The organism is Haloarcula terrestris (assembly GCF_031624315.1).
GTDB classification, from domain to species: domain Archaea; phylum Halobacteriota; class Halobacteria; order Halobacteriales; family Haloarculaceae; genus Haloarcula; species Haloarcula terrestris.
This window is the reverse complement of the sequence record NZ_JAMQOM010000011.1, coordinates 26336-52921: the sequence shown is the minus strand read 5'-3', so window position 1 is coordinate 52921 and position 26586 is coordinate 26336. Positions and strand designations below refer to the sequence as shown.

Genomic DNA, 26586 nt, shown 5'->3' with positions numbered 1-26586 from the left:
CATGAATCCGTTCACAGTCCCACTGGAGATCCAACGCAGAATGCTCGCCCAGGGAACGGACGCCGCCGAGAAGATGCGCCTACTTCCGGATCGGCTCGAAGATCTCGCCTCCTTTGAGGTCGGTCAGACTCCAAGTGAGGTCAGTTACTCCGAGAACAAACTCGATCTTCTCCACTACGAGTCACTCACAGACGTCCCGCACAACACGCCCCTCCTCGTCGTCTATGCGTTGATCAACCGTCCCTACATCCTCGACCTCCAGCCCGACAAGAGCGTCGTTCGCCGATTCCTCGAAGACGGCTTCGACGTCTACCTCATCGACTGGGGCGAACCGTCTCGGCTCGACGCGTCGTTGACGTTGGGCGACTACGTGAATCGGTACATCGACAACTGCGCCGACGTCGTCCGTGAGCGCACCGGAACGGACGAAATCAACGTGCTCGGCTACTGCATGGGTGGGACACTGAGTACGATGTACGCGGCGCTACACCCGGAGAAGGTCCGTAATCTCGGCCTCATGGCGACGGGATTGTATTTCGACGATACGGGTGGTATCCTCGAGCAATGGGGAAGCGAGGAGTACTTCGATCCAGGAGCGATCACCGAGACGTACGGAAACGTCCCGGCGGAGTTTCTCGCGACGGGGTTCGCTCAGATGAATCCCATCGAGAATTACGCCGGGAAGTACACCATCCTGTTCGACAACCTCGAGGACAAGACTGCCGTCGAGAACTTCGGCCGAATGGAACGCTGGGTACGTGATGGGGTCGACGTCGCGGGGGAAGCCTATCGACAGTTCATCGAAGATATCTACCAGGAAAACGCCCTCTACCGGAACGAACTCGTGCTGGATGGCGCCCCCGTCGACATCGAGAATCTCACGATGCCGGTCTTACAGATCATCGGCTCGTTCGACCACCTCATCCCGCCGGACGCGAGTAAACCATTCATGGACACTATCCCAAGCGAAGACACCGACATCTACGAGTTTCCGACCGGTCACGTCGGGATGGCCGTCTCGGGCAAGGCCCACGCGGAGCTGTGGCCCCGCGTGGCGACGTGGTTTCGAGAGCGGTCGGTGACCTCGACCAAAGGAACGGATACACCCGGCGGGAGCGATGTTCCAGAAGGAGCTGACCAGGAACAGTCGTTGCAGAAGCTCGACGGCATCGGACCAGCGTACGAGGAGCGTCTTCATGACGCCGGGATTTCTACGGTGAGTCAACTCGCAGCCGCGGATCCGGCCGCGCTCGCTGAGCGACTGGGTATCAGTGGCTCACGAGTGTCGTCGTGGATCCAGCAAGCCCAACAGCTCTCCAGCTAGTTCGCTCCCCGCGCTGTTTCCCGGACAGTTTCCCCGGTGACATCTACGACGGATCCCTATGTGATGACGATGCCACCGTCGATTTCCATGTACGGGTGTCCATAGCCACAGTAGGTCAGGCAACTCAGCGTGTAATCGCCCCGTTGCGTCGCCCCTAACTGTCGAACGATGGGTCTGGTGGCATTTTGCGGAAGTGCAACCGGGTGCATCATCATTCCACCGCCCATGTGAACCTGTCCGGAGGGCATGATCGCGAGGCTATGATCTGGGTACTGCTCGTTCGCTTCTTCGAGTAGCTCGTGGAAGTCGCCGTCGGCCGGGTCCGGGATGCGTTCCGCGTTTCGTTCTTCGAGGGCCTCGTGGTCGGGGAGGGCGTCTCGAATCGACGCCGGGAGGGATTGGACGGCCTGACTCGCGAGCGTGTTGAACGATACGACACGGAGAACATCGTTCCGTTGCAGTCTGATGCGGTCCTGTTCCTCGCCGGAGTCGTCGACGATGATGAAGCCCCAGTGATACGCGCCGACGTAGATCGTTCGATCGACCCCGCCGCTGCTTCCCGGGAGATTGCCGACGCAGCCCGCTAAACCTGCGATGCCGGCTCCGAGCGCAGTGAGAAACTCGCGTCGCTGTACTGTCGGGGACATGATTGCAGACTACTGCGACTCCTCGCGGGTGAGTTTCGCACGCCGTTCTTCGAACTCCTCGTCGGAGAGATCCCCTCGTGCGTACGCTACTCGGAGCTCTTCGAGTGCCCTATCAGTGGTTAGCGACGACCCGACCCCACCGACGAGGCCGCGATAGAGGAGGTAGCCGATGCCGACGAGGACGACGAGCCAGACGAGCATCATCCCGACGCCCCACAGTGGCGAGAGGCCGCCGGCCGTGCCGCCGCCCCACCACCAGCCCATCATTCCCATCATTGGAGCGGCGAAAACCATCATTAACATCGGAAACAGGACGACCACTGCGAGGACGATTAGGACGATTCGGAGCAGCCCGTCGGACGTGCGCTCTGTCGACATGGGTAACCACTACTGACTTCGCCGGCTGCATTCATAAAGTTGGACGACCAGAACTGCTCTATTGGTAGTTCCTGGGCGGGGTGGCGGCCAATACGTCGCTCCGTGTCTTGCTTGGGGTGAGCGCACTCAGCAGCAGTGGGGGTCGTCAGGCGACCACTCGCACGCGTCGCCAGCCGTCAAGTTGTTTTCGTCCACGTAGGTCGAGAGACACGCGTAGTTGCAGAAGTAGGTCGCCGACCCGCAGTCGTCGGTACAGTCGCGCACACAGATCGGGTCGTGGTCGAAGATACGCGATCCGCAGTACGCACAGGCCTCGTCGACGTCGGGAAGTTCGACGGTTGTAAACATACCTGCGCTACGGGCACGAGCCAAAAACGCATTTCGTCAGCCGACCATGCATATACGTTGCTTCCGGGCTGTCCGCGGCGGAGGCGTGAGACGGAGCGACTAGAATTCGACCGCTCCGATCATCGGTTCGCCGACACACTTCGGGCAGACATCGGTGTCGTATTCCGCCATACAGTGTCGGTGGCAGGAGACCCCGCAGTGCTCGCAGACGAACACCTCGTCGTCGCTAGCGCATTCCGAGTCACAGATGTAGCACTGAACCATGGATACTCGAACGTTGGCTCGCAAACCGCATCAACGCTATGCTCGGCGCCTGATAGATGTCTGATTTTCATGACGGCTACCGCCCAAGTCTATCCCTGTTTGGAGACAAAATGAATGCCAAATCGTTGGCTATCCATTGCTCTCTTCGAAATACAACCCAATCTCCGGGTTCTTCGACGGGGTCAACTTTCGATTCCTAACAACAATTCGATTGAATGAGTAGAACGTCTTTCTACGTATGGAAACGACCACGGCACCCACGGAGACGGTCGGTGAGAGTAAGACGCTCGTTCGAGGCAACGCCCTCGAGAAAACCTACGGGTCACGACTCCCGTTGGGACGGTCGACGCCCGTTCTCACCGGTGCGGATATCGAGGTCCGTGCCGGCGAGATCGTCGGCATCGTCGGCGAGAATGGGTCGGGGAAGTCGACGCTGATGAAGATCCTCGTCGGCGTCCTTGATCACGATGTGGGCACGGTTGAACGGACTGGGACCATCGGCTGGTGTCCGCAGGAGCCCCTGCTCTACGATCGGTTGACCGTCTCAGAAACGTTCCGACTGTTCGGCGCGGGGTACGGGATGAGTCGCGAGGAGATCGACGCGGCGAAACGGCGACTGGCGGACGAACTCGACTTCGAACGGTACCTCGATTACCGAGTTGACCAGCTCAGCGGCGGGAACCGACAGAAGGTCAACCTCAGCATCGCGTTGATGCACGACCCGGACGTTCTCATGCTCGACGAACCCTACACCGGGTTCGACTGGGAGACCTACCTGCGGTTTTGGGACATGGCTCAGGACCTCGCAGACGACGGCACTGCTGTCGTCATGATCTCTCACCTCATCGAGGAACGAAGCCGTCTCGACCGCGTCTTCGAGGTGCGGGATGGTCTGGTCCACGACGTGACCGACGAAGAGACCGTGAGCGAACTCAGGAGCGACCGGGAGGGAGACGATGAATAGGTTCGCCGTGGGCGTTCGATCAAACGTTAGGACGTTCCTCAGGACGCCCCTGAACGTGGTCCTCGCGCTGGTGCTGCCGCTCGTGGTCATCGAGGGGTGGGGACAGGCGATGGCGGGGCTACCGTCGATGCCGACCGTCGAGGCGATTCCGCTCGATCTCGGGCGCGTACTCGGCGCGATCTTCGGCGTCGCCATCATCGCCGGGCTGATGGGGCTAGTCCAGATGATCAGTGCCCGGGAGGCCGACCGACGGCTCGTCCAGACCGGGTACTCGCCGAGGACGTTACTTGCGACGCGGCTGGCGACTCTCGCGGGTGTCACGATTGTCGTCGCAGGGGTGAACTTCGGGGTCCTCTGGCTGACCGTCGAACCCGAGGCACCGCTGCTCGTGTTCGCGTTCCTCGCGCTCGCGGGCGTCGTCTACGCCTTCCTCGGTGCGCTCGTCGGCGCAGTGCTTCCGCGGCTGTTCGAGGGGTCGCTCGTCGTCGTGTTCCTCGCGATGATGGACGCGTTCCTCAGTGGCGACAGCCCGCTCGCCGCGGATGTCCCCGACTTCGTCCAGTACTTCCCGCTGTATCATCCGAAAGAACTTCTCCAGTCGGCCGTCTTCGATGGCACGTTCGCGGCGGGCGACCTCGCCTTTGTTGGCGGATACGTTCTCGTGTTGCTCGTCCTCGTGACTGCCGTATTCGGTGCGACGATGCGCACGTCTGGGGGGTGGTCAGCGTGAATCGAACGGCCACGGCGTTCGGTATCGGGCTCCGGGAACACGCCCGCAACTACGTCCTCGTGGCGCTCTTGGTGATCCTCCCAGTGTCGTTCATCACGCTCGCCTTCGCGGTCACCCAGGACGTCCAAATGCCAGTCCGGACGCTCGTCGACGGCGAGACGACGACCGTGATGCGAGGGATGCCCGAGGTCCACGGCGTGATCATGACACCGATCACGAGCTCGTTTATCGCTGGCCTGGCCGGCCTGTTCCTGATGCGCGAGGCGAGAGATACGGACGGCCGCCTCGCGGTCGTCGGCTATCGCGCCCGCCAGGTTATCACCGCACGGTTCGGCGTCCTCGCCGTGATCACGCTTGTCGTTGTCGGCGTCTCCGTCGGCGTGATGCTCGTTGACTTCCAGCCCGAACAGCTGTGGGGGTTCGTCGCCGCAATGGTTGTCCTTTCAGTTACCTACGGACTTATTGGGATGCTCGTCGGCGCCGTCTTCAACCGTCTGGCCGGCCTGTGGATCATGTTGATTCTCCCGATGATCGATATCGGGCTCTTCCAGGACCCGCTGTTCGTCCAGTCGGAGCCCGAGTGGTGGATGAAACTCTTCCCCGGGTATCATCCTGTCCGGGTGATGGTCGATACCGGACTCACGACGGACCTTGATACTGCTATGTCGCTCGGTTGGGGATTCGGCTACCTCCTATTCGTCGGACTCCTCGCTATTTGGGTGTACTACCAAGGAACTCGAACGACGTGACGACACAATCGAAAGAGGGCGACCTCCGTAGACGGACGAATTTACAGACGTCTCCCCGAAGGGGTTTGTTGACTCACCTCACAGATATCGGTCGTCTTGCCTGTCGTCCAACCGTTCACGACGCTGCTGGAACTCTTCTTCGTCGATCTCGCCTCGTGCGTAACGGCGTTGGAGGGTTTCCATCGCGGACGTATCACTCCGGGAAGGAGCGTCACCTCGACCCAGTGCCCAGTAGAGGAGTCCACCGATCAGTCCCAGCATTCCGAGTGCCCCGCCGATGAAGGGGACGCCGCCCCACCCGCCCCTCGATCCGCCCATCATGCCGCCGCCGGGACCCATCATGCCGCCATCGGTACTTCCGCTGCCCTCGACGTCCGAGCCGACGGCGACGGCGCCGTTCTGGACTATCGTCTCGCTGTCGGGGACCTCGCCGTCCGGGATCGGGCTGTCTTCAGCTGGACCGCCAGGGCTACCGACGACGATACGACCGACCATGCCGACCGTCTTGTGCGGGATACAGTAATAGTCGTACGTGCCGGGCGCCTCGAACGTGTGCTCGAAGCTCCCCTGCGAGATGGTCCCGCTGTCGAAGGCGGTGCCGTCGGCGGGAACGCGGTCCGGATAGGCCGTCGCCGAGTGGGCTCCGGCTGCGATCTCGAAGCGGACGGTCGTGCCGGGTTCGACGTGGAGTCCGATCGGGTCGAAGTAGTTGTTGCCCATCTTCACGACGGGCGTTTCCTGTGCGGCGACTGGTTGGGTGAATCCCGCACTCGTGACTGTGCTGGCACCGAGCGCTCCTAGGAACTGGCGTCTACTGTAGTCTGTCATTGTAGCTGGTTGGCTGCTGTTATCCACGGATGATGCTGGCGAGCCGGTTCGCGAGTCCGGGCGATTGCTGGCCGGCGCTCTCGATGGCAGCGTCCAGTTCGTCCCGGTCGACGATGCCGATGAACTCGTCAGTCCGCTCCCCGTTCGCATACACGAGCGTCGTTGGCGTCTTTCGGACACCGTACTCCTCGGCCGTCTCCAGATCGGTCTGGATGTCGACCTCTCGGAACTCGACATCCGGATACGCATCTTCGATGCCCTCGTTTTTCTCTCGCTGCGTTGCGCACGCTCCACAGGTCACCTGCGTGAACAGGATAACTTCCGTCATAGTAGCTAGTATGGTCTTGTGCTTTTAGCACATTTCTATCCACATCCGAAAGCTGTGAGGATCACAGATTTCGGATTCCAAGGAGGCGGACGTGAGTAACGCCGGAGGTTGGTGGTCGGACCGTCACTCCGAGCGTTCGAGCTTGTTCCGACGCGCCTCGAACTCTTCCTCGGTGAGATCTCCGCGGGCGTATGCCATACGCAGCTCCTCCATTGCGGGATTCCGCGACGACTGCGATGCCGTCACGCGACGGAAGACGAGATATCCGCCACCAAGCAGGAGGAGGAGGAAGACCAGCTGGACGAGCATCCCGACGAGTGGCCACCAGCCGCTGGTGGTCCCGCCGTAGCCCATCATTCCACCGTATCCCATCATCCCGCCGAATCCCATCCCCATCGTGAGCAAGGGGAGGACAATGATCGCCCCGAGGATGAGGAGGACGATGGTTGTGGTGTCGAGTTGGTTTGATGATGTCATGGTTCAGATTTCCGTCGATGATTCGAGTTCGTCCGCGACACTGACGAGAACGCGTTCGAACCGGTCGTGGACCTCGTTCGCGATCGAGTCGAGTGCCTCGTTGTCGGCGATGCCGACGAGCTGTTGTGGGTCGACGGCACTCACCATGACCTCGCCGTCGTCGGTTTCGTAGACGATGACGTTACACGGGAGGAGTGCGCCGAGTTCGATCTCTTCGTTCAGGCCCTCGTGTGCCAGCCCCGGGTTGCACGCACCGAGGATGCGGTACTGTCGAAACTCCTCGCCGAGTTTCTCCTCGAGCGTCGCTTGGACGTCGATGTCACAGAGGACGCCGAATCCTTCGTCTTTGAGCGCCGCAATCGTCGTGTCGACGACGTCGTCGAACTCACCGGTGACTGAAGTCTGTATTGTGTATTCCATGAAGTATCATACCCCGTCTACGGGGTTAACGGTTGGGTGCCGCAACGGCGAGCGTTGGAAGTGTGGTGCACCGGTTGGAACAGCAGCGGTTCCGGTCATCCGGTACGTTCGAGCTGTTTTCGCTGTCGATCGAATTCGTCGTCCGAGAGCTCCCCGCGGGCGTAGCGCTCACGGAGTACCGACAGCGACTGCTCTTCGGTCCCACCGGATCCTCGGTTGAGGAGCGCATAGACGAGGTAGAGCGGGACGGCGATGAGGAGCCCCATCCAGAGGAGACCCCAGAGCCCCATCGCTCCGCCGAAGAGGCCCCAGTCACCCCCCATCATGCCGCCGCCGTAGCTCCCGCCGCCGTGGGCAGCAGCTGTTCCAGTCGCTGCGACCAGCAGTGGGACGGCGAGTAGCGCGAATCGACGAGCAGTGCGTCCGATGTGTGTAGTGAGTTGCGTCATTATCTTGCGTTGGTGAATCGTGGTATTCGGTCGAAGCGATCGAAACGGTCAGGGCCGTCAGCAGTGGCCCTGTCCGTACATCCCGCCGTTGTAGTCGTCGTCAGCCATGTCCTGGGCCATCTCGTCGACGGTCACACCCATGTGCGACTCCATCCACTCGACGCTACCCGGGCCCATGTGCTCAGTCATCTGCGCCTCCATCCAGGCCGCCCAGTCATCGGCGGTAGCATTGTCAGTGGGTGCACCGTCTGTGGTCGTGTCGGTGCCGTGTGCGCTGACCACGGGAGCGGCGAACGCGAGTCCGACGATCGCGAGCGCCACGAGCAGCCAGCCGCCGAGTTTGAAGTTGGTCATTGTCTTTCTCCTCGGTTAGTCGTAGAACCGCTCGGGAGTTATCTACGTGGGTGTGAATTCGCGTAGGAGAACGTTCGAGAACGTGTATAGGGCGTTCTAATCGTTTTTCAGGATGTGGAACGTTCATCCCCATCGAATTCACCGGACCTGGGCGGCCGCCTCGAATGTCTCCAGTTCGCGGCGGGGCCGACTCTGACGGTGGGGCTTGCTTTGGAATGTTAACCACAACTCCCGAAAGTATTCCTCCCCTATCAGTGCCTGTACCGGGCCATCGATTGGCTGACGGGAGTATCCTGCTCCGTACCGCGCACCACTTCCAGTGACCATGCCACTCAACGGACTCCTCACACAAATCGAACACGCGCTCGCACCGGTTCGTCACGTCATGAAACCGATTTTGTCGGACCCGCTCGTGATGGGTGTCTGGGCACTGTTCGTCGTCGCGTCCGTGGGCACCCTCTGGTGGGACATCCGCGAGCGGAATCAGGCGCTGCCATCGCTGATGAAAGGTGTCTGGACGCTGGTCGTCCTCTACTCCGGCCCGTTCGGCCTGGCCATCTACTGGTACTCTGGACGCAGCCAGATTAGTCACGACTCGCTCTGGCGGCGCGGGTTCCGCTCGACCGCTCACTGTTATTCGGGCTGTGGGGCTGGCGAAGTACTCGGGTTCGCGCTCCTCGCGGGCCTGCTCGCACTCCAGAGTACGCTCCTCGTCGCTGCAGGAACGTTCGCGCTCGCGTACCTGTTCGGGTACGCGCTCACCGTCGGGCCGTTGATGCAGGAGGGCGTCGGCTTCGGCGAGGCGATGCTCGACGCTCTCTACAGCGAGACGCCGAGCATCACCATCATGGAGATCGCGGCTATCGGAACAGACCTGCTGATCGCCAGTCAGGCCCACATCTCTGATCTCCTGTTCTGGGGAGCGCTGGCGTTTTCGCTATCAGTCGGGTTCGTCTTTGCGTACCCGGTCAACGCCATCCTCGTCTACTTCGGCGTGAAGGAGGGGATGAAGAACCCCGCCGAGATGGGGCAAAGTCAGTCGACGGGGCAGGTACAGGCTGCCGATTAAACACGCGATCCAGTCGCAGACTGCGAGACGGCAGCGTTGGCTGGCGAACCCACTGCTGTCTGAGTGCGATACCGGCTAGGATTCGTGGGTCTGACGCAGATCTTCGCTCGGGTAGATTCGATACGTCCGCCCCTGACGTTCGCGGTATAGCAAGCCACGCTTCTCGAGTGCGCTGACCGTCTGGCTCACCTTGCTCTTCGAGAAATCCGACCGATCCCGGAGTTCGATTTGCGTGATGCCCGGCGAGGAGAGAACTGGTTCGAGGATGCGGCGTTCGTCGTCCGGCAACAGGTCCAGTATGCGGGCCCGAGGCTGAGTTTCTGGATTGATGCCGTTACCTGGTTGAGCGGTCTGGGTCGACGGTTCGGATTCGAAATCAGAGCGTTCCTGGTCGATTTGATCCGAGACATCGCTCCCTTGTCGATCGACCGCCTCCGTGCTGGTGACGTCGTCGCGAACCATCAGATATCCTCCGCCGATGACGACCGAGACGAGGATGGTTCCGAGGACGTACCAGAGCGGATTCGTGCCGTGAACTGCTCCCATCGAGGTTCCCATCATCGACCCCATCTGCTCGAACGCTTGCTGTTGCTGGTACGCTTGCCAGCTGAGCACACCGCCGATGATGAGGACAGCAGCGACCAGGCCACCGACTACCGTATCGGCTCGCCGTCGATTCATCCATCCCGCCTCGGTGTGTCGTGGCATCCGTTCATGAGTGACAGTTGGCGAGACATTGCTGTAGCAGTTGTGATTGGTGTTGGCGGACTTATTGAGAGACACTCTTCAACTGGCACAGATAATTATTTTACAAGTCGGTTTCGTAGTGACACTGGTTGTCGCGGCCGGTATGCTTCCCGTACTGTACACGCTTCGGTGGGCCGTAGTTCGTCCCTGTTCCTTATGTGTACAGGGATGACAGAGCTATCAACTGGCGGATAGCGACCGGACGTGAGGCATCCACGGTGACCTGCCATTACTAAGATATTTCCCGGTATGAATCGTACCGGCTAGTATGGGAACTAGGCCCACGGACCTCCGGATGGATATCGGGCGAATCGCAGATGAGTCGGTTGCCCGTGTCGCCCCCGATGCCACGGTCGCCGAGATCGCGCACACGATGATCTCTCAATCGCGGTGTGCGAGGTATGTAGTGGTGGAAGAGGCCGATCAGCTCGCCGGGATCATCACTGATCGGGACCTGATCGCTGACCTACTCACCGAGGAGAGTGAGTTCAGTGTGCTCGCTGCCGAGACGAGCGGAGACAACATACGAGCCAATGACATTATGACGCGTGACCCTCTCACCGTATCAGCAGATGCTGAGATCCCAAAAGTGCTCAGAGAGATGGACGATGCTGGTGCTCGACACGTCCCGGTCATTGAAGACGAGAGCGTCGTCGGTATGATCACCTTGGATGATCTAATTACGCACGTCGCAGGCGAGAGCGCACATGTTTCAGCACAGATGGATAACGTAGCGGGTATCATCCGCACGGAGTCCACGCACGATTGAAACACACATTTGGTGTCTCAGAGCGCCTAGTGATGCTAATGGCTCTGGGAATCTCCAGATTCTGAGACTTGCGGGTGCTGATGTGCAAATTCGGATGGGTGCTTCTCGAATGATCGCTTGCAGGCGTTCGAGCAGAAGTAGTAGGTCTCACCGTCGTAAGAAACGCTCGGGCCGTCCTCGTCCGTCCGCATCCCGCAGACCGGGTCGCGATATTGCCCCGGCGCACCGAGGCCGCGACGGTAGACGTACAGCAGGAATCCCGAGAGGGCGAACGCGATCAAGTTGAGGTAGAACGTGTAATCAAGCTTGAAATAGGTTTGATCGGAGGCGGTCTGCGCGCCGGCTAGGTTCGGCACGATGTCGAGCGCGTCGAAGAGCAGTTCCATCAGGAACCCTGAGAACGCCATCGTGACGAAAAAGACGCCGAGGATGTAGGCCATCACCTTCCAGCCGTAGTACTTGCGGTAGACGTTGAGGACGGGGATAGTGATGAGGTCGGCGTAGACGAACGCGATGACCCCGGCGAAGCTCACCCCGCCGCCCCAGAGCGCCACCGCGAACGGGACGTTGCCGATGCTCCCGACGAAGCTGATGACGGCGATGGCCACACCCATCAGGGCGTTCTCCGCGCTGAAGAGCAGCCCATCTCCCTGGAGGAAGAGCGTGTTCCAGACCCACTGGGGGACGAAGACGATGACGAAGCCCGAGATGAGAAAGCCCGCGATGACGTCCTTCCAGATCATCGACCACTCTTTGCGGTACTGGTTGCCGATTTTGTACCAGCCACCCCACGAGAGCAACTCGTCGCGCCAGCCGCCGCTGCTCGCCATTTCCTGTTCATAGGTCTCCAGACAGCCCGCCGAGCAGAACTTCAGCGTCTCGCCGCCGTCGGTCACGAGCGAGAACTCATCCTTACCTTCCATGCCACAGGTCGGGTCCTCGGTGACGCCAGCCGCGCTATCTCGTTCGTTCAACTCCTCCCGGACGCGATCGAAGAGGTTCTCGGGAAGCGTCAAATGGACGATGACCGCCATCACAGCGATGAGGATCAGCCCGCCGAGCAGCTCGGCGACGAGGAACTCCCAGCCAAGCAGGATGAGGATCATCAGCCCGAGCTCGACGATGAGGTTCGTCGAGGCGAACATGAATGCGAGGAAATTCACCGTGTGCGCTCCCTTCTTGAACAGCCCCTTCCCGATGGCGACCGCACCGAAGCTACACCCACTGCTCGCAGCGCCGAACACTGTTGCCTTCGTGAGACCACTCAGGTTTCCCTCTCCGAGCACCTGTGCCATTCGCTCTTTGGAGACGTAGACCTGGACGAGACTCGTGATGACGAGCCCCATGATGATGGCCCAAGCTGCTGTCCAGAGGAAGCCGACGCCGATTCGTAGCGACTCGAGAATTCCGTCGACGAGGGCGGCTTGCATATATAGACTATCACAGCCATCTACTTTGTTAATTGCGCTTAGGAAACGGTGGTGTTTCGACGGAGTAATTCTTGGATTCAAAAGTACCTATGGCTATTAGCTGTGGTCAACCCCGCGAGAACTGCGTTCGCGCTCAATAGTGGCTGCGCGTCACTGATTCGGTTCGCTGGCTGTTGTTCGTTCTTTTGACATAGAAGTCTGACCAAGATGAGCGTTGTACTGCTGTTTCTCCCACTATATTCCCGTGCCATGTCTCCAGAGTGACTCTCCCTTTCGAATTGTAAGAGAAACCCGATTGAATGAGGGGAGCGTATCTCTAGTTATGAGCACGACGACCACTCATCAGGACACGTACGATCCGGAATCCACGACCAGTGTGATGCGCCTCAATGCGCTGGCCCTGGCGGGCGCAGCAGCAGTCGTCTCTGCCATCGTGATGCTCCTCCTCGGTGTCTTCGGAGCGATCGGCGTCTACGAGGGAGCTGTCGAGGCGATGGAGCAGTGGCACCTGTTCTTCGAGCCGACCGTCGTCGGAACGGTAGCTGGCATGGTCGAAGCAGCGGTGATCAGCTTCGCCCTTGCGTATGCTCTCGCCTGGCTGTACAATACCCTCGCACGGTAACTCGGAGAATCAAACCATGTACACAGATATTCTCATCCCAACCGATGGCAGCGATAACGTCGAGCCGGCAATCCAGTACGGACTTGATCTCGCTCGTCGATACGATGCAACCGTCCACGCGCTCCACGTCGTCGATAGTTCGCCGATCGAGCGAAAGCTGGATCTGACCGCGCTGGAAACCGATCTGGAGACACTCCCGGACACATGGTATGAGGCTGGCGATGCCGCCACCCAGCAGATCGCAACTCGAGCTGCAGAACATGGCCTCGATGCGATAACTGAGGTTCGCCGTGGCATTCCAGCGCGTGAAATTCGTTCCTACATCACTGATACCGGGATCGACCTCGTCTGTATGGGAACCCGAGGACACACCGGTCTCGACCGAGTCCTGCTCGGCAGTGTAACGACCCGACTCGTCCGTACTGTCGATATCCCCGTGCTCACTGTCAAAGCAAAGCAGGCGCTATCAGAACCCGGAATGCGGGGAGGCTTTGAGACTATTCTCGTCCCGACTGACGGGAGTAAGCCCGCACGAGAGGCAGTCACGCACGCTCTTGATTTGGCTCGGACGTACGATGCGACACTTCATGTCCTCTACGTTGTGGATAGAGGTGCCTACGCGTCTCGTCCGGGATGGACGTGGGACGAACTGCAGCAAGTACTGGAGCAAAACGGAGAGACTGTCGTCGAAGATGTCCAGTCCCGGGCAACTGCCGACGGTGTTTCAGTCGCTGCTGAGATCACCCACGGTGTTCCTCATCAGGCAATCGGAGATTACTGCGATCAACACGGAATCGACCTCGTCGTGATGGGAACACACGGACGGTCCAGCCTTTCACGACGGATCATCGGAAGTGTGACCGAACGGGTTCTTCGGAACTCGGACGAGCCAGTATTGACCATTCGAGGAGTATAGCCGTGGCTCGAGCTACCGGCGAAGCGAGATGAGAAGCACCACGAATCCGAGACCGATGGCGACCGATTCGATGATGTGGACAAGGGCGAGATCAAGCCCCCCGAACTCGAACAGTACTCCTTCGATGAACACACCGAGGGTAATAATTCCAAAGCCAACTGCAGCGTTTCTCATATAGTACGTCCCTGTTCGTCGATACGCCTCGAAACTGTAGTACGTGATCAGAATACCGAGGGCAAGGACAGCCAAGCGGACGGCCACGAGAACGGCTGTTGTCGTATCCACCATTAGTCAGTCCTCCAGTTTCTGCGGGTCACGTCCGTATAGAGCGTAGAGGATCGTGAGCATACCAATCGCGACGATGGTTGTTGCCACCGTTCCCGCATTATGTAAGGTCAGGCCAACCACGTCGAACAAGATTCCTTCGACGATCGCGCCGAAGCTGATAATGGCGAACCCGACCGCGAGGTACAGCATCGATTGACTGTTGCTACGTCGGTACCCTCGATAGGCCTGATAGGCGATCACGAATCCCAGAACCATTGTGACGAGCTTTGCGACGATGAGTCCGGGGTGCATGGTTATTCGGTCCTCATTGTGTTCCACAACCGGGCAAATCTGTCGGGCGCGTCTTCTCGAAGTTCGATACGGACGTCGAATCCTGATTCGAGGAGCTGGACCTCGACGCGGTCGAGTTGGGCTTCGTATTCGCTGTAATGATGACCGTCGGGATCAACGTGCGTTCGCTCGATAAGCAGATCGTACTCCAGTAACGTGTTGACCCGTCTGGAAACTGTCGAGACTGACATGTCACACTCTTCGCTGAGTTCCTTGGCGGACAGCTGTTTTCGGCGAGTCGCCTCGAGGATCGCGCGTGCATAGTCGTCGTCAAGGATTTCGAGAATCCCCGAGATGTCTCGCTCCTCACTCACAGTCCGTGTTGTTGTGGGTGGGTATATAAAGGAACGCCGATTTGCTGACCCAGCAAATCTGCTTTCCGGACTATATGCCCAGACCGTGTAGGTTCACCTGTAAGGTGACCGATGCCATGACCGATTCACTCACGCGTCGACGGATGCTCCAGCTGACTAGCGGTGCGGCAGTCGTTGGGCTTGCCGGGTGCACTGGAACGCAGAACAACGACGGCGGAGCGACGAACGGAACGCCGACCGAGAGTGGCCACGACGACGGCGGCACGGAGTCCGGTCACAGCGACGACGAGGATGGCCACGACGAAGCAGTCGGGGCACCGTCCGATACGGCCGAGGTGCGGATGATCACCGAGGACGGGGGCTACCACTTCGAGCCCCACGTCGTGCGGGTGAACGTCGGGGGAACGGTCACCTGGAACAACGAGAGTGGGAGTCACTCGACGACCGCCTACCACCCCGACAACGACCAGCCCCAGCTCGTCCCCGACGGCGCAGCCGCGTGGGACAGCGGCATCGTCTCCGAGCAGGGTGCGACGTTCGAACACACCTTCGAGACCGAGGGTGTCTACCACTACTACTGTACGCCCCACGAGAGCCTCGGGATGATCGGTAGCGTCATCGTCGGCGAGCCGGACCCCCACGAGCAGGTCGCACTCGAAGAGACGCCGGCCGACAAGCCCGAGCGCGTCCGCGAGAAGCTCGAAGAACTCAATGGGATGATTCGGACGGCACTCGGCGACGACCACGAAGAGGACAGCCAGTAGACCCACATAGCTTTCCCACCGTAGCAAGCACTTCTCATCAGGACGGAGGAGCGTCGACGGATGGGTATTTCAACACAGCACCAAGATCGACCACTCGCGCTCTGGGCACTCATCGCGACGATTGGTGTGCTCGGTGTGTCGGGACTCGCCGGCGGCGGCCAGTTCATCCTCGCTCCCTCGGGGCGTCTTATTGGAATCTCGCCGACGCTTCTGGCTGGTTTCCCGTTCGATAGCTATCTGGTTCCCGGTCTCATCCTCTTCAGTATCCTCGGTGTGTTCCCGCTGGTCGTCGTGTGGGGTCTCTACCGTCGAAAACGATGGGCGTGGCCGGCGGCTATCGCCGTCGGCGTCGCGCTCGTCGTCTGGGTCCTCGTCGAAGGGGTCGTCATCGGATTCGGGAAACGGTTGCAGTATCCCCACCTCATCCAGGGTGTGGTGATCGTCGGTCTTGCAGTACTTCCCTCTGTTCGAGCGGCTCTCAGATGAGCACGTTGTACCCGACGTGGGCGAACGCGAGGGCGAGATACCCGAGCACGAGCGCCGCCAGGGTTCGTCGAGAGAGTGATGGGAACCCGATGTCGTCGGAGCCGTGAATCCGCTCCCCGAGTGCGTACGCGAACCGCCCGGCGAGTAACGCGAACGGCAGGTGGACGAACACCAGCGGGAGCACGAGCGAGTCGAACTGGACTGTCGCCTCCAGCCGCGACAGGTACTCGAGTTTGAGCACGAGTTCGAGGAGCGCAACGGTCAGCCCGGAAGCCACGGTCGCGAGCAACCCCTCGGTCTTCGAGAGGAGCTGGCCTCGCCAGTAACTCCAGCCGTAGAAGACGAGTATCAATGGGACGAACCGGACAAATGCCTCCTCGACGAGTCCGACCAGAAGTGTCCAGGTCGCGACGGTCGTCACTCCGAGCAAGAGAAGTTCGAACTGGTAGGCGATCCACACGCCAACCCCGGTCACGACGCTGCTCACGCCCACGAGCCCGACCAGTGACCGATACTGGAGCGTCATGAGTGGTGACGAGACAGTGTCTATACGTCAGCGCGCACCGAAATAGGCGTACCCGTTCGAAACGCGTACACGAAGAGCATTTATTACTGCACCCCTGTTACATGGTACCACGGGAACCCAGCGTAGCCACGCACCATACTGCTATGCCCACCGATGACTCCGCGTCCGTCTCTCGCCCGTCCGATACGGAAAGAGACGTTGTAGGGCGAGTGGAAGAGACGATTCTGTCACGGCGGGGGTTCCTCGCAGGACTCGGCCTGGGGAGCGTCGGCGGCGCTGGGGTGGTTCTCGGTCTAACGCGAGCGGGGGAGGGTTTTCAGTCGCTGGCGACGCTTGCGGGTGGGGCCACGCTTCCCGCCCCAACGCGCTACTACCTTCCAGCGGTCGACAGCTTCGGTGACGGTCTCATCGTCCCGTTCGAGGTGGAGTTCACCGACGGGGAGGGTGAGCTGTTCGTGAACCTGAACGGGATCGAAATCCGTCACGACCTCCAGCTCGCGCTCCGAGAGGCGAGGGAGACGGCCACACGTCTCACAGGGGGGTCGCTCACCAACACGGCGACGCACGTCACGTTCGAGCCCCCCGCCTCTGGTGTACTCGCACTCCGCGGGAAGAGCTGGGAGGCCGGTCTCACCGTCGCACTCGTCGCCAGCTTCCGTCAGGAGTCACTCTCACAGGAGACGCTCATCACGGGGATCGTCGACGACGAGGGCACGTTGCTCCCCGTCGGCGGGATCGAGACGAAAGCCCGCGCGGCGCGAGCAGTCGGCGCACGGGAGCTGATCGTCCCGGCGGGCGAACCGACGGACGTGGCTGTTCAAGGGTTCCGAATCGTCGAATCTCCCTCGATTACAGATGCACTCGACCGGATTCTGTGACCGGAGTGCCCCACGGCCGACGAAATCCATGGGAGCGATGATCCAGTCGTCAGATCGCCCACGGGAAACGATTCAAGAGCCGGGGCGCCGTAGCTCAGGGTATGGCCGAAACCGATCCTTTCGACGCGATACGCGAGTTCGAGTTCGACGGAGATGCCTATCGGATGGCGGACCTCACCGCCCTCGAAGAGGCGGGACTCTGTGAACTGGACCGTCTCCCGGTCAGCATCCGTGTCCTCCTCGAATCCGTCCTCCGGAACGTCGACGGCGACACGATCTCCGCCGAGGACGTTCGAAACGTCGCGTCGTGGCAACCTGACGTGCCGGACGTCGAACTCCCGTTCACTCCCTCACGAGTCGTTCTTCAGGACCTCACCGGTGTCCCTGCCGTCGTCGACCTCGCCGCGCTCCGATCAGCGGTTGACCGGAAAGGCAAGGATCCCGCGATCGTCGAGCCAGAGATTCCAATTGACCTCGTGATCGACCACAGCGTCCAGGTCGACTATTTCGGCTCCGAGGATGCCTACGAGAAGAACGTCGAACTGGAGTACGAGCGCAACGGCGAACGCTATCGCGCCCTCAAGTGGGCACAGCAGGCGTTCGACGACTTCCGCGTCGTCCCGCCGGGCACCGGTATCGTCCACCAGGTGAACCTCGAATACCTCGGGCAGGTCGTTCACGCCCGCGAGCGGAACGGCGAGAACTGGCTCCTCCCCGACACGCTCGTCGGCACGGACAGCCACACGCCGATGATCGGTGGCATCGGCGTCGTCGGCTGGGGCGTCGGTGGCATCGAGGCCGAAGCCGCGATGCTCGGCCAGCCCATCACAATGAAGCTTCCCGAAGTCGTCGGGGTCCGCCTTACCGGAGAACTCCCCGAGGGTGCAACTGCGACTGACCTCGTGCTTCACGTCACCGAACAGCTTCGCGAGGTTGGCGTCGTCGATCGCTTCGTCGAGTTCTTCGGTCCCGGCGTGGCGAACCTCACGGTCCCCGACCGGGCCACTATCGCGAACATGGCCCCCGAGCAGGGATCGACAATCTCGATGTTCGGCGTCGACGAAGCGACGCTCGACTACCTCGAACTCACGGGTCGTGACGAGGAGCACATCGAACTCGTTCGCGAATATCTCGACGCACAGGGACTGTTCGGCGAGCAGAACCCCGAGTACACGGAGACGGTCGAGCTCAATCTCTCGACGATCACGCCGAGTCTCGCGGGACCAAAGCGACCCCAGGATCGTGTCCCGATGGACGATATGAAGACCCACTTCCGGGGGCTGGTCCACGGCGAGTTCGAAGACGAACTCGACGAACTCGACGAGGACGCGCTCACCCGCTGGCTGGGAGAGAGCAGCGTCGCCGCCGACCGCCCCGACGCCGACCTCCCGGAACCGGACGTGGGCGAACTAAACGACACGGTCGAGGTGGATCTTGACGGCGAAACAACCGAAATCAGGCATGGGAGCGTCGTCGTCAGCGCCATCACCAGCTGTACGAACACGTCGAACCCCTCGGTGATGCTCGCCGCAGGCCTGCTCGCCCGCAACGCCGTCGAGTGCGGCCTGGATGTCCCCGAGTACGTCAAGACTAGTCTCGCGCCCGGGAGCCGCGTCGTCACCGAATACCTCGAAGCCTCGGGATTACTGCCGTATCTCGAAGACCTCGGCTACAACGTCGTCGGCTACGGCTGTACGACCTGCATCGGGAACGCCGGGCCACTCCCCGAACCCATCGAGCGCGCCATCGACGCCGAGGACCTCTGGACGGCGAGCGTCCTCTCGGGCAATCGGAACTTCGAGGCGCGCATCCACCCGAAGGTCAGAGCGAACTACCTCGCCAGTCCGCCGCTGGTGGTCGCTTACGGGCTGGCCGGTCGGATGGACATCGACCTCGAAACGGACCCACTCGGGACGGACGATAACGGGGACCCGGTCTACCTCGCCGACATCTGGCCGGACGCCGACGAAATCCACACGGCGATCCATGAGAGCGTGGACGCTTCGATGTTCGAGGAGAAGTACGCCGAAGTGTTCGAGGGTGACGAACGGTGGGAGGCACTCGACGCGCCGACCGGTGACGTCTACGAGTGGGACGATTCTTCGACGTACATCCGCGAGCCGCCCTTTTTCAAGGACTTCCCGCTGGAGGAGCCCGGTGTCAGCGACATCGCCGACGCTCGCACCCTGATGCTGCTCGGGGACACCGTCACCACCGACCACATCAGCCCGGCCGGACCGTTCTCTCGGGAGCAGCCCGCCGGCGAGTGGCTCGTCGACCAGGGTGTCGAACCTCACGAGTTCAACACCTACGGTGCCCGCCGGGGCAACCACGAGGTGATGATGCGCGGCACCTTCGCCAACGTTCGCATCGAGAACGAGATGCTCGACGACGTCGAGGGCGGCTACACGATTCACCAGCCGACGGGCGAGCAGACGACCGTCTTCGAGGCGAGCCGCCGCTATCGGGAAGATGATACGCCGCTGGTGGTGTTCGCCGGCGAAGAACTCGGCACCGGGTCGAGCCGCGATTGGGCCGCAAAAGGGACTGACCTCTTGGGCGTTCGCGCAACCATCGCGGAGAGCTACGAGCGCATCTTCCGTGACAACCTCGTCGGCATGGGTGTCCTCCCGCTGCAGTTCGCTGACGGTGACTCGTGGGAATCCCTCGGTCTCGACGGGTCGGCGCGGATTGAGATTCGTGGATTGGACGACGGCCTAGACGTGAACGACGAGTTGACCGTCGTCGCAGAGCGGGACGACGGCTCAAGAGTCGAGTTCCCGGTCACGGCACAAGTTGGGACGCCCGCAGCCGTTCGATACGTTGAGAACGGCGGAATCCTGCATCTAGTACTCCGCCGACTGCTCACCGAGGACTAATAAGGGGCAACTATCCTGAGTGACAAATGGTATTAGAGACAACTACTTCACGATCTGAAAGTTTCCGCTCTCGCTCACAGCAGTCGTCTGAACCGTTACCGCGAATCCAACGCGTGGCAGTACTCGGTGGGGCAGTCGGCGGTCTCGCCGCTGCTGAAGGCTTTTCCAAGCGAGGTTTCGAAGTAGACCTTTTCGAACGTCAGTCGTACGACGACAAACGAGTCAACTGTGGGGAAGCGATGACGGCCGTCTCGAAGATTCCACTCCGTTCGATGTCGGCGAATGGGTTCGTCAATGCTCTTCCGGAGTTACGTGTGGATATCTACGACGGAACGACATCCAGCAGACAGCACACCGGGAGTGGGAGATTCCCGGCCTCCGATACGTACATCACCGACCGAAACATCGTTGAACGACGATGGTCCGAACGCCTCGCTGAAAAGGGCGTTTCGATTCACGAAAACCACCAGATCACGAAGGCGGAGTTCCGGACGTTGGCCGATAAATACGACCTCTTGGTCGACGCGACTGGCCAACCGTCGATTACCAGCAAAGTTCGAGGGAGAACGGACGAGTACGCGGGTCGGATGATCGCCCTCAATGCTGACGTGGAGGGCGACTTTTCAGATCTCTACCCGAATAGCCAGATCGTTCTTGAGGGCTATACCGGGTACGCGTGGGCGTTCTCGAAATCGCCCGAGCGGGCAAACGTCGGCATCGGGTGGACTGAGAGCGAACGCCCAGCCGATTACATAGCCGCATTTGAGGCGGCGTGTGAACGAAACGGCTGGCCGATACCATCTCGGAGTCAGACGAATATCGCTATCATCCCCGAAGGACCGAGTCTCGATCCTGCGCTGACCTATCTACCTGAGTGGCCCGTCGTTCGTGTCGGGGATGCGGCTGGACTCGCGAATCGGCTGACCGGGAAGGGGATCTCGCAAGCAATTCAGTCGTCGTATCTCGCAGCCAAGTTGACGGCGGAGGGAAGCCTTCAGGAGTATCCAGACCGACTCTATCGGACGATGAAAGGGGAGTACCTGCTCGCCCGGATTATGCGGCACCTCGTCGAGACGCGTCAGATGACCGTTCTCGGTGATGCCGTCCAAGTGGTGTCTGGAATCGACATCGAAGACATCGATCGATCCCCACGGGCGGTTCTTCGTCGCTTCTTGGGGCATCCACGGGTGGCTGCTCGGATCTTCTCCAACCCGGCTGTAATCAAGCAGACGTATGCCGCCGTCACAGACGCCTGGGAATACGATACTATTCAGCCAGTATGACGGTATCGGAGAGATCACCCCGAAAAGGGCTCTCTATTCCGGTATGGCGAGATCCCAACGCGATTTTATAACACCTTCCCGGGAATTAGCACGATATGGCATCTCAAGAAGTTCAATTAGAAAGTACGATCGGGGGGTTCACCGCAAGCGGTCGACTACACACGTTGAGTGTCTGGTTTATCTTTGCGCTTCGGTTGATGATGGGACTGGCGTTCTTCCAGAGTGGTCTCGACAAGGTCCTCTCGGGAAGTTTTAGTGCCGGTGGATATCTCACCGGGGCCGTTCCGAATAGCGGGAGTCCACTCGCTGATCTGTTCGTCGCGATGGGGAACACGCCGTGGTTTGTTGACTTCGTGAACGTTGCAGTACCGTGGGGAGAGCTGCTTATCGGCCTCGGGTTGTTGTTCGGTGCCCTCACTCGGCTCGCTGCGTTCTGGGGGGCATTTATGATGCTCATGTTCTATTTCGGCAACTGGGATGTCACACATGGCTACATCAACGGTGATTTCGCGTACATGCTCGTGTTCCTCTCAGTCGCCGCGTTCGGTGCGGGACGGATACTCGGCCTTACGCGTACATTGAACAGTACGAGGTTGGTGGAGTGCCGCTTGTCGAACGGCATCCCTGGACTCAGTATCTACTCGGGTAAGTAAGCGTGTCATCAATAGATACCACTATTACGAATCCCGGTGCTTGGGGCCTCGCGATTATCTTCATTGTCGTCGTTTCTTGGTTCTTCTATCGGTACTTCGCTCCTGACAGCTGGCGGGAGTGGGTCGGCGCAGGAGTGGTACAGGCGTTCATCATCGCATTATATGCGGAGATGTACGGGTTTCCACTGACGATCTATCTGCTGGTCCGGTTTTTCGGTCTGGACCGCGAGTACGTCAGTACCAATCTCTGGTCTACACTGATCGGGTTTGGCGAAACGGGTATGTTCGTATCAATGCTCCTCGGCTACGCTGTGGCGTTTGTCGGCATCGGCCTGTTTGCTCAGGGATGGCGACAAGTCTATCGTGCCCGACAGGACGACCGACTGGTCACAGACGGGCTTTACAGGTACGTCCGCCATCCACAATACACCGGTCTGTTCATCGCTCTGTTTGGCGAGGGCATCATTCACTGGCCGACAATCTTCTCTGTCGCTCTATTTCCGTTCGTCGTTGTGATTTTTACGTGGCTTGCACGGAGAGAAGAGCGTGATATGATCGATACATTCGGTGAGGACTACCGCACTTATCAGCGCAAAGTGCCGATGTTTATCCCCCGCTGGGAGCAGTGGCGCGATCTCGTGGCTGAGTCTCGTAGCAGCAGTGACGATCTCAAAGACCCATGACTTCGACGAGACCGCTCTGGAATGAATGGTATTCGTATCGAAACTGTGGTTGGGCAGTGGAAGGGAGTCAGGGATTAATTGCCCGACACCGTAGATGTTCCTTGTCTGTGTCGTCGAATTATTGATAGACGAAATTCAGATTGTGAACTACGTGAGCAGGTAGATACCCGTCAGTCCGTCATTGCCGCATGTCTCTCGTCACCGCGTTCCCCACCAGCCACCGAATCCTGTTTGTGGAGCCAGTAGAGGAACGCGAAGAACGCCGTCGCGAGGACGTTCAACACGAGCTTGTAGTTGAGCTCGATGGACACTTCGGCGATCTGCGCGGAGGCTCGTGAGGGGATGAGGCCCAGGCCCAGGAACAGGAAGTGGACCACGAACCCGGCGATAACGGCGGTGACGAAGATCATCAGACTGAGTACCGCCGCGAAGGTCGTCCCGTAGTACTCGTCGTAGGCTTTCATGATCGGCGGGACGATGAGGTCCGCGAAGATGTACGAGAGCACCGACCCGAAGGGGAGCCCGCGCGTCCAGAGGACGGTCCCGAACGGGACGTTCCCGACCGAACAGACGAAGGTGACGACGCCGATGATCGCACCCAGCGCGGCCGTCCAGAGGACGTACACCGGCAAACCGAATACGGCGCCAGAGAAGACGCTCGTCCAGACGGCTTCGGGGATGAACCCGGCAATGAGGCCGGCGAAAATGAACCCGATAGCGATCTCGTCCCACAGCATCGCCCACTCCTTCCACTGTTTGTCCGCGAGCGATTTCCACCCGGACCACGAGGTCGCCTTTTCCGGAATCGACGTGTTCGCTTCCTCCGGGTCGAAGGAGTCCTTGCAGGACTGCGAGCAGAAGTAATACGTCTGGCCCTCGTGCTCGATGGAGTAGTCGGTTTCCTCAGGGTCGACCTCCATTCCACAGACCGGGTCTTGGACAGTAATGCCCTCGTCGTCGGTGACGTTCTCGCGTGCTTCGTCGAGGATCTTGTCGGGGACGACGTAGACGAAGCCAACCGACATCAGGCCGATGAGGAGCAGGCCACCGACCACGTCGGCCAGCAGGAACTCCCAGCCCAGCAGCAGCCAGATGACGATGCCGATTTCGATGACGAGATTCGTCGAGGCAAACTGGAACGCCGCCAGCGCCGCCGCAGCCGACGCCCCCTTCTTGTAGAGGTTCTTCGCCGTGGCGATGGCCGAGTACGAACACGACGAGGAGACGAACCCGAAGAACGTCGCGAGGCCGATGGAGCGAGGCCCGTGTCCCTCGAGCAGCTCCGAAATCTGCTGGGTCGAGACCCACGCCTCGACGCCGCCGGCGATGGCGAACCCGATGACGAGCGCCCACCAGGTGATCCACGCCATCGCGGCGGTCGTCGTCGCGGCCTGCCTCGTGCTCTCCACGAAAAACGTCCCGAGCGGTTTTGTCGTCGTGACGATGCCGATGGCGACGGTGATTACGGCGATAACCGAGAGGATCGCGTAATCTGATCTGTCCATTGTCTTGGTGGCCTACATCTAGGGGCTCCTCTCCTAATGCGGTTGTGGCTACATCTGTGGGATATTTCGTTTGTGAGCCTTTGGATACCAGCATCACAACCCTAGCAGAATTTAGAATCAAGGGGTATGCCACTTCGGGTGCGGAGTAATTGACTTGTGGCTGGCTGGGGAGGATAGTCGTATGCTTACGTCCTACAGCGAACTTCTCGTGACGGGTATCATTCTCGCGAGCACCGTGTACACGGTGAGTAAAACGCCCGCTGTCTGGCACCAGTACGAGGGAATATATGGACACCTACTCGTTGGCGTACCGCTCGTTGGGCTACTGTTCGGGATCGCCCATCTCGGGATGCTCACACCGCTTCCGCATGGCCTGCTCGCTGCAGTTGAAACCGGAGCTCTCCTTAGTCTCGTGGCCGTACTCGGCGCACTCGGATACATTCACCCGCGACTTGGGTATTCTGGAGGAGAATCCCGATGACTACGCTCCTCTTCTCGTTACTCTCGGCAGTCGTCGCTAGTGGGCTTGCGTCCCTTTGTTACATCCTGCTCTACGGGGACACTGTGTTGGTGATTCAGCGGCCGTTCTTTTTCAGAATCGGCGTTGGAGCGCTCTGTGCTGCCGTCCTCGGGGCGAGTGCGGTAGTGGTCGGCTGGGTTCCGACACATCTTCTTCACGCTATCTTCGCAGTATCAATCGCTGCGGCGGTCCGGACAGTCCATAACGGTCTCCATCCGGACACTGAAGCGTGGTTCTACTCGCTCTTCGGAACCTGAGCATCGAAGCAGACGATTTCTACTCCCCGGGCTGAGGTGGTTTGGATTCGTAACGACAAGAAGCCTAAAGATGGCATCCCAACGGAGAGACGATGAGCGAGAAGCTGGGCCGTCTCGGTGCAGTCTCGATTGCGCTCGGGGGTATGATCGGGGGTGGGATCTTCGCCGTACTTGGCGTCGTTGCGGAAATGTCGGGGCCTGCGGCGTGGCTCGCCTTTACCGGCGGCGGTGTCGTCGCGTTCTGCGCTGGCTACTCGTACGTTCGTCTCCAGCGGCTTGGCGACGTGTCCGGCGGCTCGGTCAGTTTCTTACAGGAGTTCGGTGAGTCGACGACGGTCGCTGGGATGGTCGGTTGGACGCTTCTGTTCGGCTATATCGGGTCGATGGGAATGTACGCGTTCGCGTTCGGTAGTTTTGCGACGAAACTCCTCGGCGTCGAAACAGCCCTCGGGGTTCCACTCCGCCCCGTCGTGTCGGTTCTCAGCGTCCTGGGGTTTGTACTACTGAACGTCCTCGGTGCCCGGGCGAGTGGCGTGACCGAGGTGCTCCTCGTCGCGGCAAAGGTTGGGATTCTCCTCATTTTCGGTGTGTGGGGGTTCTATTTTGGAGCGCGGACAGGACAGCTGACGACCGGGTTCTCCTCCGTCGCGACGGGCGGGTTGCTCATGTCCGCTGCCCTCTCGTTCGTCGCCTTTCAGGGCTGGCAGCTACTCTTTTACGACGAGGGAAGTCTTCGGAACGCTCGGACGACCATTCCGCAGGCGATCTATCTCTCAATTCCCGTGTCTCTCGGGCTGTACGTCCTCGTGGCAGTCGTCACGACGGGTCTGCTTCGGCCCGAAACGATCGCCGCGAACCCCGAGGTGTCACTCGCCATCGCGGCCGAACCGTTCATGGGGCAGATGGGGTTCATCCTCATTTCCGTGGCGGCGCTGTTCTCGACTGGGAGCGCGATCAACGCCACGCTGTTCTCGGCGGCCCACTTTGCGACGGGAATGCTTGAAGACGACCTACTTCCCGACCGGATCGGAGATGCCGATGCCGACGGTGCTCCGACGCGAACACTTCTCATCTTGGGCCTGATAACGGCCGCGTTCACTGCCTACGGTAGTCTTCAGGGAATCACGTCGTTCGCGTCGCTTGCCTTCATCACCGTCTTTGGGTCGATGAGTTTCCTCGCGTTCAGGCATCGAGCGGGGCTTCGCACAGGTATCCTCCCCGCCGTCGGCGTGGTGGGTGCAGTACTGTTCTTCCCGTCGTTAGTGTACCACCTCGCCGTGATGGAACCCGCCGTCTTCAGTGTGGTCCTCGTTGTGACGGTCGTCCTCCTGGGACTGGAGATTCTCTACTTCGAGCGCGAGACTATTCGCTCCGAAATCGATGGCGTGTGATGCTGACGGGGCAGCA

At 60.2% G+C, this 26586-nt stretch carries 33 protein-coding genes and 1 pseudogene; 18 read left to right on the top strand and 16 right to left on the bottom strand.

From position 1 onward, the window contains the following. Position 1 precedes the first annotated feature (1 nt). Positions 2-1324, top strand: a complete 1323-nt coding sequence (gene phaC, locus NDI54_RS18320) for a class III poly(R)-hydroxyalkanoic acid synthase subunit PhaC (RefSeq protein ID WP_310897854.1) — start codon at positions 2-4, stop codon at positions 1322-1324. 56 nt (positions 1325-1380) lie between these two features. Here the strand turns inward: phaC and NDI54_RS18315 are convergent, their stop codons facing one another. From NDI54_RS18315 to NDI54_RS18305, 3 genes are all read right to left on the bottom strand, one after another. Then, positions 1381-1971 (bottom strand): cupredoxin domain-containing protein, encoded by a 591-nt coding sequence (locus tag NDI54_RS18315; RefSeq protein WP_310897853.1) that lies wholly within the window; start codon positions 1969-1971, stop codon positions 1381-1383. 9 nt (positions 1972-1980) lie between these two features. Beyond that, positions 1981-2349: an SHOCT domain-containing protein gene (locus NDI54_RS18310; protein WP_119712874.1), complete on the bottom strand. Its 369-nt coding sequence runs from the start codon at positions 2347-2349 to the stop codon at positions 1981-1983. A gap of 126 nt (positions 2350-2475) precedes the next feature. Further along, positions 2476-2697, bottom strand: a complete 222-nt coding sequence (locus NDI54_RS18305) for a hypothetical protein (protein ID WP_277524742.1) — start codon at positions 2695-2697, stop codon at positions 2476-2478. Positions 2698-3199: 502 nt separating this feature from the next. On the opposite strand from NDI54_RS18305, the gene NDI54_RS18300 reads away from it, so the two are divergent. The 3 genes from NDI54_RS18300 to NDI54_RS18290 are packed head-to-tail and all read left to right on the top strand — an operon-like array spanning position 3200 to position 5404. Then, positions 3200-3925: an ABC transporter ATP-binding protein gene (locus NDI54_RS18300; RefSeq protein ID WP_277524741.1), complete on the top strand. Its 726-nt coding sequence runs from the start codon at positions 3200-3202 to the stop codon at positions 3923-3925. Further along, the gene (locus NDI54_RS18295; protein ID WP_119712877.1) at positions 3918-4655 is read left to right on the top strand and encodes an ABC transporter permease; all 738 of its coding nucleotides are present in this window, start codon (positions 3918-3920) and stop codon (positions 4653-4655) included. The genes NDI54_RS18300 and NDI54_RS18295 overlap by 8 nt, the downstream gene beginning before the upstream one ends. Beyond that, positions 4652-5404 (top strand): ABC transporter permease, encoded by a 753-nt coding sequence (locus tag NDI54_RS18290; RefSeq protein WP_310897852.1) that lies wholly within the window; start codon positions 4652-4654, stop codon positions 5402-5404. The genes NDI54_RS18295 and NDI54_RS18290 overlap by 4 nt, the downstream gene beginning before the upstream one ends. Positions 5405-5482: 78 nt before the next feature. On the opposite strand, the gene NDI54_RS18285 is transcribed toward NDI54_RS18290, so the two are convergent. The 6 genes from NDI54_RS18285 to NDI54_RS18260 form a co-directional block, all read right to left on the bottom strand. Beyond that, complete coding sequence (locus NDI54_RS18285; protein WP_115819538.1) at positions 5483-6232, bottom strand: plastocyanin/azurin family copper-binding protein; 750 nt, start codon at positions 6230-6232, stop codon at positions 5483-5485. Positions 6233-6251: 19 nt separating this feature from the next. Continuing rightward, positions 6252-6560 (bottom strand): thioredoxin family protein, encoded by a 309-nt coding sequence (locus tag NDI54_RS18280; protein WP_310897851.1) that lies wholly within the window; start codon positions 6558-6560, stop codon positions 6252-6254. A 123-nt stretch (positions 6561-6683) separates the two neighbouring features. Continuing rightward, positions 6684-7037 carry an SHOCT domain-containing protein gene (locus tag NDI54_RS18275; RefSeq protein WP_310897850.1) on the bottom strand — a complete coding sequence of 118 codons (354 nt, stop codon included), beginning with the start codon at positions 7035-7037 and terminating at the stop codon, positions 6684-6686. A 3-nt stretch (positions 7038-7040) separates the two neighbouring features. Continuing rightward, on the bottom strand, positions 7041-7457 hold the full coding sequence (locus NDI54_RS18270) for a DUF302 domain-containing protein (RefSeq protein ID WP_310897849.1): 417 nt from the start codon (positions 7455-7457) through the stop codon (positions 7041-7043). A 95-nt stretch (positions 7458-7552) separates the two neighbouring features. Next, entirely contained in the window at positions 7553-7906 is a 354-nt protein-coding gene (locus NDI54_RS18265; RefSeq protein WP_310897848.1) for an SHOCT domain-containing protein, read from the bottom strand. Positions 7907-7963: 57 nt separating this feature from the next. After that, complete coding sequence (locus NDI54_RS18260; protein WP_310897847.1) at positions 7964-8260, bottom strand: hypothetical protein; 297 nt, start codon at positions 8258-8260, stop codon at positions 7964-7966. 325 nt (positions 8261-8585) lie between these two features. Between NDI54_RS18260 and NDI54_RS18255 the strand changes: the two genes are divergently transcribed. After that, positions 8586-9329, top strand: a complete 744-nt coding sequence (locus NDI54_RS18255) for a DUF4396 domain-containing protein (RefSeq protein WP_310897846.1) — start codon at positions 8586-8588, stop codon at positions 9327-9329. A 75-nt stretch (positions 9330-9404) separates the two neighbouring features. Here NDI54_RS18255 and NDI54_RS18250 read toward each other — a convergent pair whose 3' ends face one another. Next, positions 9405-10010, bottom strand: a complete 606-nt coding sequence (locus NDI54_RS18250) for a helix-turn-helix transcriptional regulator (protein WP_345784927.1) — start codon at positions 10008-10010, stop codon at positions 9405-9407. A 334-nt stretch (positions 10011-10344) separates the two neighbouring features. Here NDI54_RS18250 and NDI54_RS18245 point away from each other — a divergent pair, with 334 nt between their 5' ends. After that, the gene (locus NDI54_RS18245) at positions 10345-10845 is read left to right on the top strand and encodes a CBS domain-containing protein (protein ID WP_310897844.1); all 501 of its coding nucleotides are present in this window, start codon (positions 10345-10347) and stop codon (positions 10843-10845) included. A 35-nt stretch (positions 10846-10880) separates the two neighbouring features. On the opposite strand, the gene NDI54_RS18240 is transcribed toward NDI54_RS18245, so the two are convergent. After that, complete coding sequence (locus NDI54_RS18240) at positions 10881-12275, bottom strand: permease (RefSeq protein ID WP_310897843.1); 1395 nt, start codon at positions 12273-12275, stop codon at positions 10881-10883. A gap of 322 nt (positions 12276-12597) precedes the next feature. On the opposite strand from NDI54_RS18240, the gene NDI54_RS18235 reads away from it, so the two are divergent. Continuing rightward, positions 12598-12897, top strand: a complete 300-nt coding sequence (locus tag NDI54_RS18235; protein WP_310897842.1) for a hypothetical protein — start codon at positions 12598-12600, stop codon at positions 12895-12897. Between the two features lie 16 nt (positions 12898-12913). Further along, positions 12914-13813, top strand: a complete 900-nt coding sequence (locus NDI54_RS18230) for a universal stress protein (protein WP_310897841.1) — start codon at positions 12914-12916, stop codon at positions 13811-13813. A 12-nt stretch (positions 13814-13825) separates the two neighbouring features. Here NDI54_RS18230 and NDI54_RS18225 read toward each other — a convergent pair whose 3' ends face one another. From NDI54_RS18225 to NDI54_RS18215, 3 genes are read right to left on the bottom strand one after another with little or no spacing between them, the layout of a single operon-like run. After that, positions 13826-14101, bottom strand: a complete 276-nt coding sequence (locus tag NDI54_RS18225; RefSeq protein WP_115819528.1) for a DUF7521 family protein — start codon at positions 14099-14101, stop codon at positions 13826-13828. Between the two features lie 3 nt (positions 14102-14104). Continuing rightward, positions 14105-14392, bottom strand: a complete 288-nt coding sequence (locus NDI54_RS18220; RefSeq protein ID WP_049983676.1) for a DUF7521 family protein — start codon at positions 14390-14392, stop codon at positions 14105-14107. Between the two features lie 2 nt (positions 14393-14394). Continuing rightward, positions 14395-14745, bottom strand: coding sequence for an ArsR/SmtB family transcription factor (locus NDI54_RS18215; RefSeq protein WP_220619862.1), 351 nt, complete (start codon positions 14743-14745; stop codon positions 14395-14397). Positions 14746-14861: 116 nt separating this feature from the next. Between NDI54_RS18215 and NDI54_RS18210 the strand changes: the two genes are divergently transcribed. Together NDI54_RS18210 and NDI54_RS18205 are read left to right on the top strand one after the other, a co-directional pair. Then, complete coding sequence (locus NDI54_RS18210) at positions 14862-15509, top strand: cupredoxin domain-containing protein (protein WP_310897840.1); 648 nt, start codon at positions 14862-14864, stop codon at positions 15507-15509. 60 nt (positions 15510-15569) lie between these two features. Continuing rightward, positions 15570-15995: a hypothetical protein gene (locus NDI54_RS18205; protein ID WP_310897839.1), complete on the top strand. Its 426-nt coding sequence runs from the start codon at positions 15570-15572 to the stop codon at positions 15993-15995. Here the strand turns inward: NDI54_RS18205 and NDI54_RS18200 are convergent. After that, a complete protein-coding gene (locus NDI54_RS18200; protein WP_310897838.1) occupies positions 15988-16521 on the bottom strand; it encodes a hypothetical protein in 534 nt (177 codons plus the stop codon). The two genes, NDI54_RS18205 and NDI54_RS18200, sit on opposite strands and share 8 nt — an antisense overlap. Before the next feature lie 209 nt (positions 16522-16730). Here NDI54_RS18200 and NDI54_RS18195 point away from each other — a divergent pair, with 209 nt between their 5' ends. The 5 genes and pseudogenes from NDI54_RS18195 to NDI54_RS18175 all read left to right on the top strand — a co-directional run bounded on the left by NDI54_RS18195 (position 16731) and on the right by NDI54_RS18175 (position 22897). Continuing rightward, complete coding sequence (locus NDI54_RS18195; protein ID WP_310897837.1) at positions 16731-17399, top strand: S16 family serine protease; 669 nt, start codon at positions 16731-16733, stop codon at positions 17397-17399. Between the two features lie 101 nt (positions 17400-17500). Beyond that, entirely contained in the window at positions 17501-20278 is a 2778-nt protein-coding gene (acnA, locus tag NDI54_RS18190; protein WP_310897836.1) for an aconitate hydratase AcnA, read from the top strand. Positions 20279-20391: 113 nt separating this feature from the next. Further along, positions 20392-21561: an NAD(P)/FAD-dependent oxidoreductase gene (locus tag NDI54_RS18185; protein WP_277524700.1), complete on the top strand. Its 1170-nt coding sequence runs from the start codon at positions 20392-20394 to the stop codon at positions 21559-21561. Positions 21562-21656: 95 nt separating this feature from the next. Continuing rightward, a pseudogene (locus NDI54_RS18180) lies at positions 21657-22210 on the top strand (DoxX family membrane protein). A 6-nt stretch (positions 22211-22216) separates the two neighbouring features. After that, positions 22217-22897, top strand: coding sequence for a methyltransferase family protein (locus NDI54_RS18175; protein WP_199519517.1), 681 nt, complete (start codon positions 22217-22219; stop codon positions 22895-22897). Positions 22898-23067: 170 nt separating this feature from the next. On the opposite strand, the gene NDI54_RS18170 is transcribed toward NDI54_RS18175, so the two are convergent. After that, positions 23068-24402: a permease gene (locus tag NDI54_RS18170; protein WP_115819522.1), complete on the bottom strand. Its 1335-nt coding sequence runs from the start codon at positions 24400-24402 to the stop codon at positions 23068-23070. A 181-nt stretch (positions 24403-24583) separates the two neighbouring features. Here NDI54_RS18170 and NDI54_RS18165 point away from each other — a divergent pair, with 181 nt between their 5' ends. From NDI54_RS18165 to NDI54_RS18155, 3 genes are all read left to right on the top strand, one after another. Continuing rightward, entirely contained in the window at positions 24584-24883 is a 300-nt protein-coding gene (locus NDI54_RS18165) for a hypothetical protein (protein ID WP_310897835.1), read from the top strand. Further along, on the top strand, positions 24880-25179 hold the full coding sequence (locus NDI54_RS18160) for a hypothetical protein (RefSeq protein ID WP_310897834.1): 300 nt from the start codon (positions 24880-24882) through the stop codon (positions 25177-25179). The genes NDI54_RS18165 and NDI54_RS18160 overlap by 4 nt, the downstream gene beginning before the upstream one ends. A 92-nt stretch (positions 25180-25271) precedes the next feature. Further along, positions 25272-26570: an APC family permease gene (locus tag NDI54_RS18155; RefSeq protein ID WP_310897833.1), complete on the top strand. Its 1299-nt coding sequence runs from the start codon at positions 25272-25274 to the stop codon at positions 26568-26570. Positions 26571-26586: the final 16 nt, after the last annotated feature.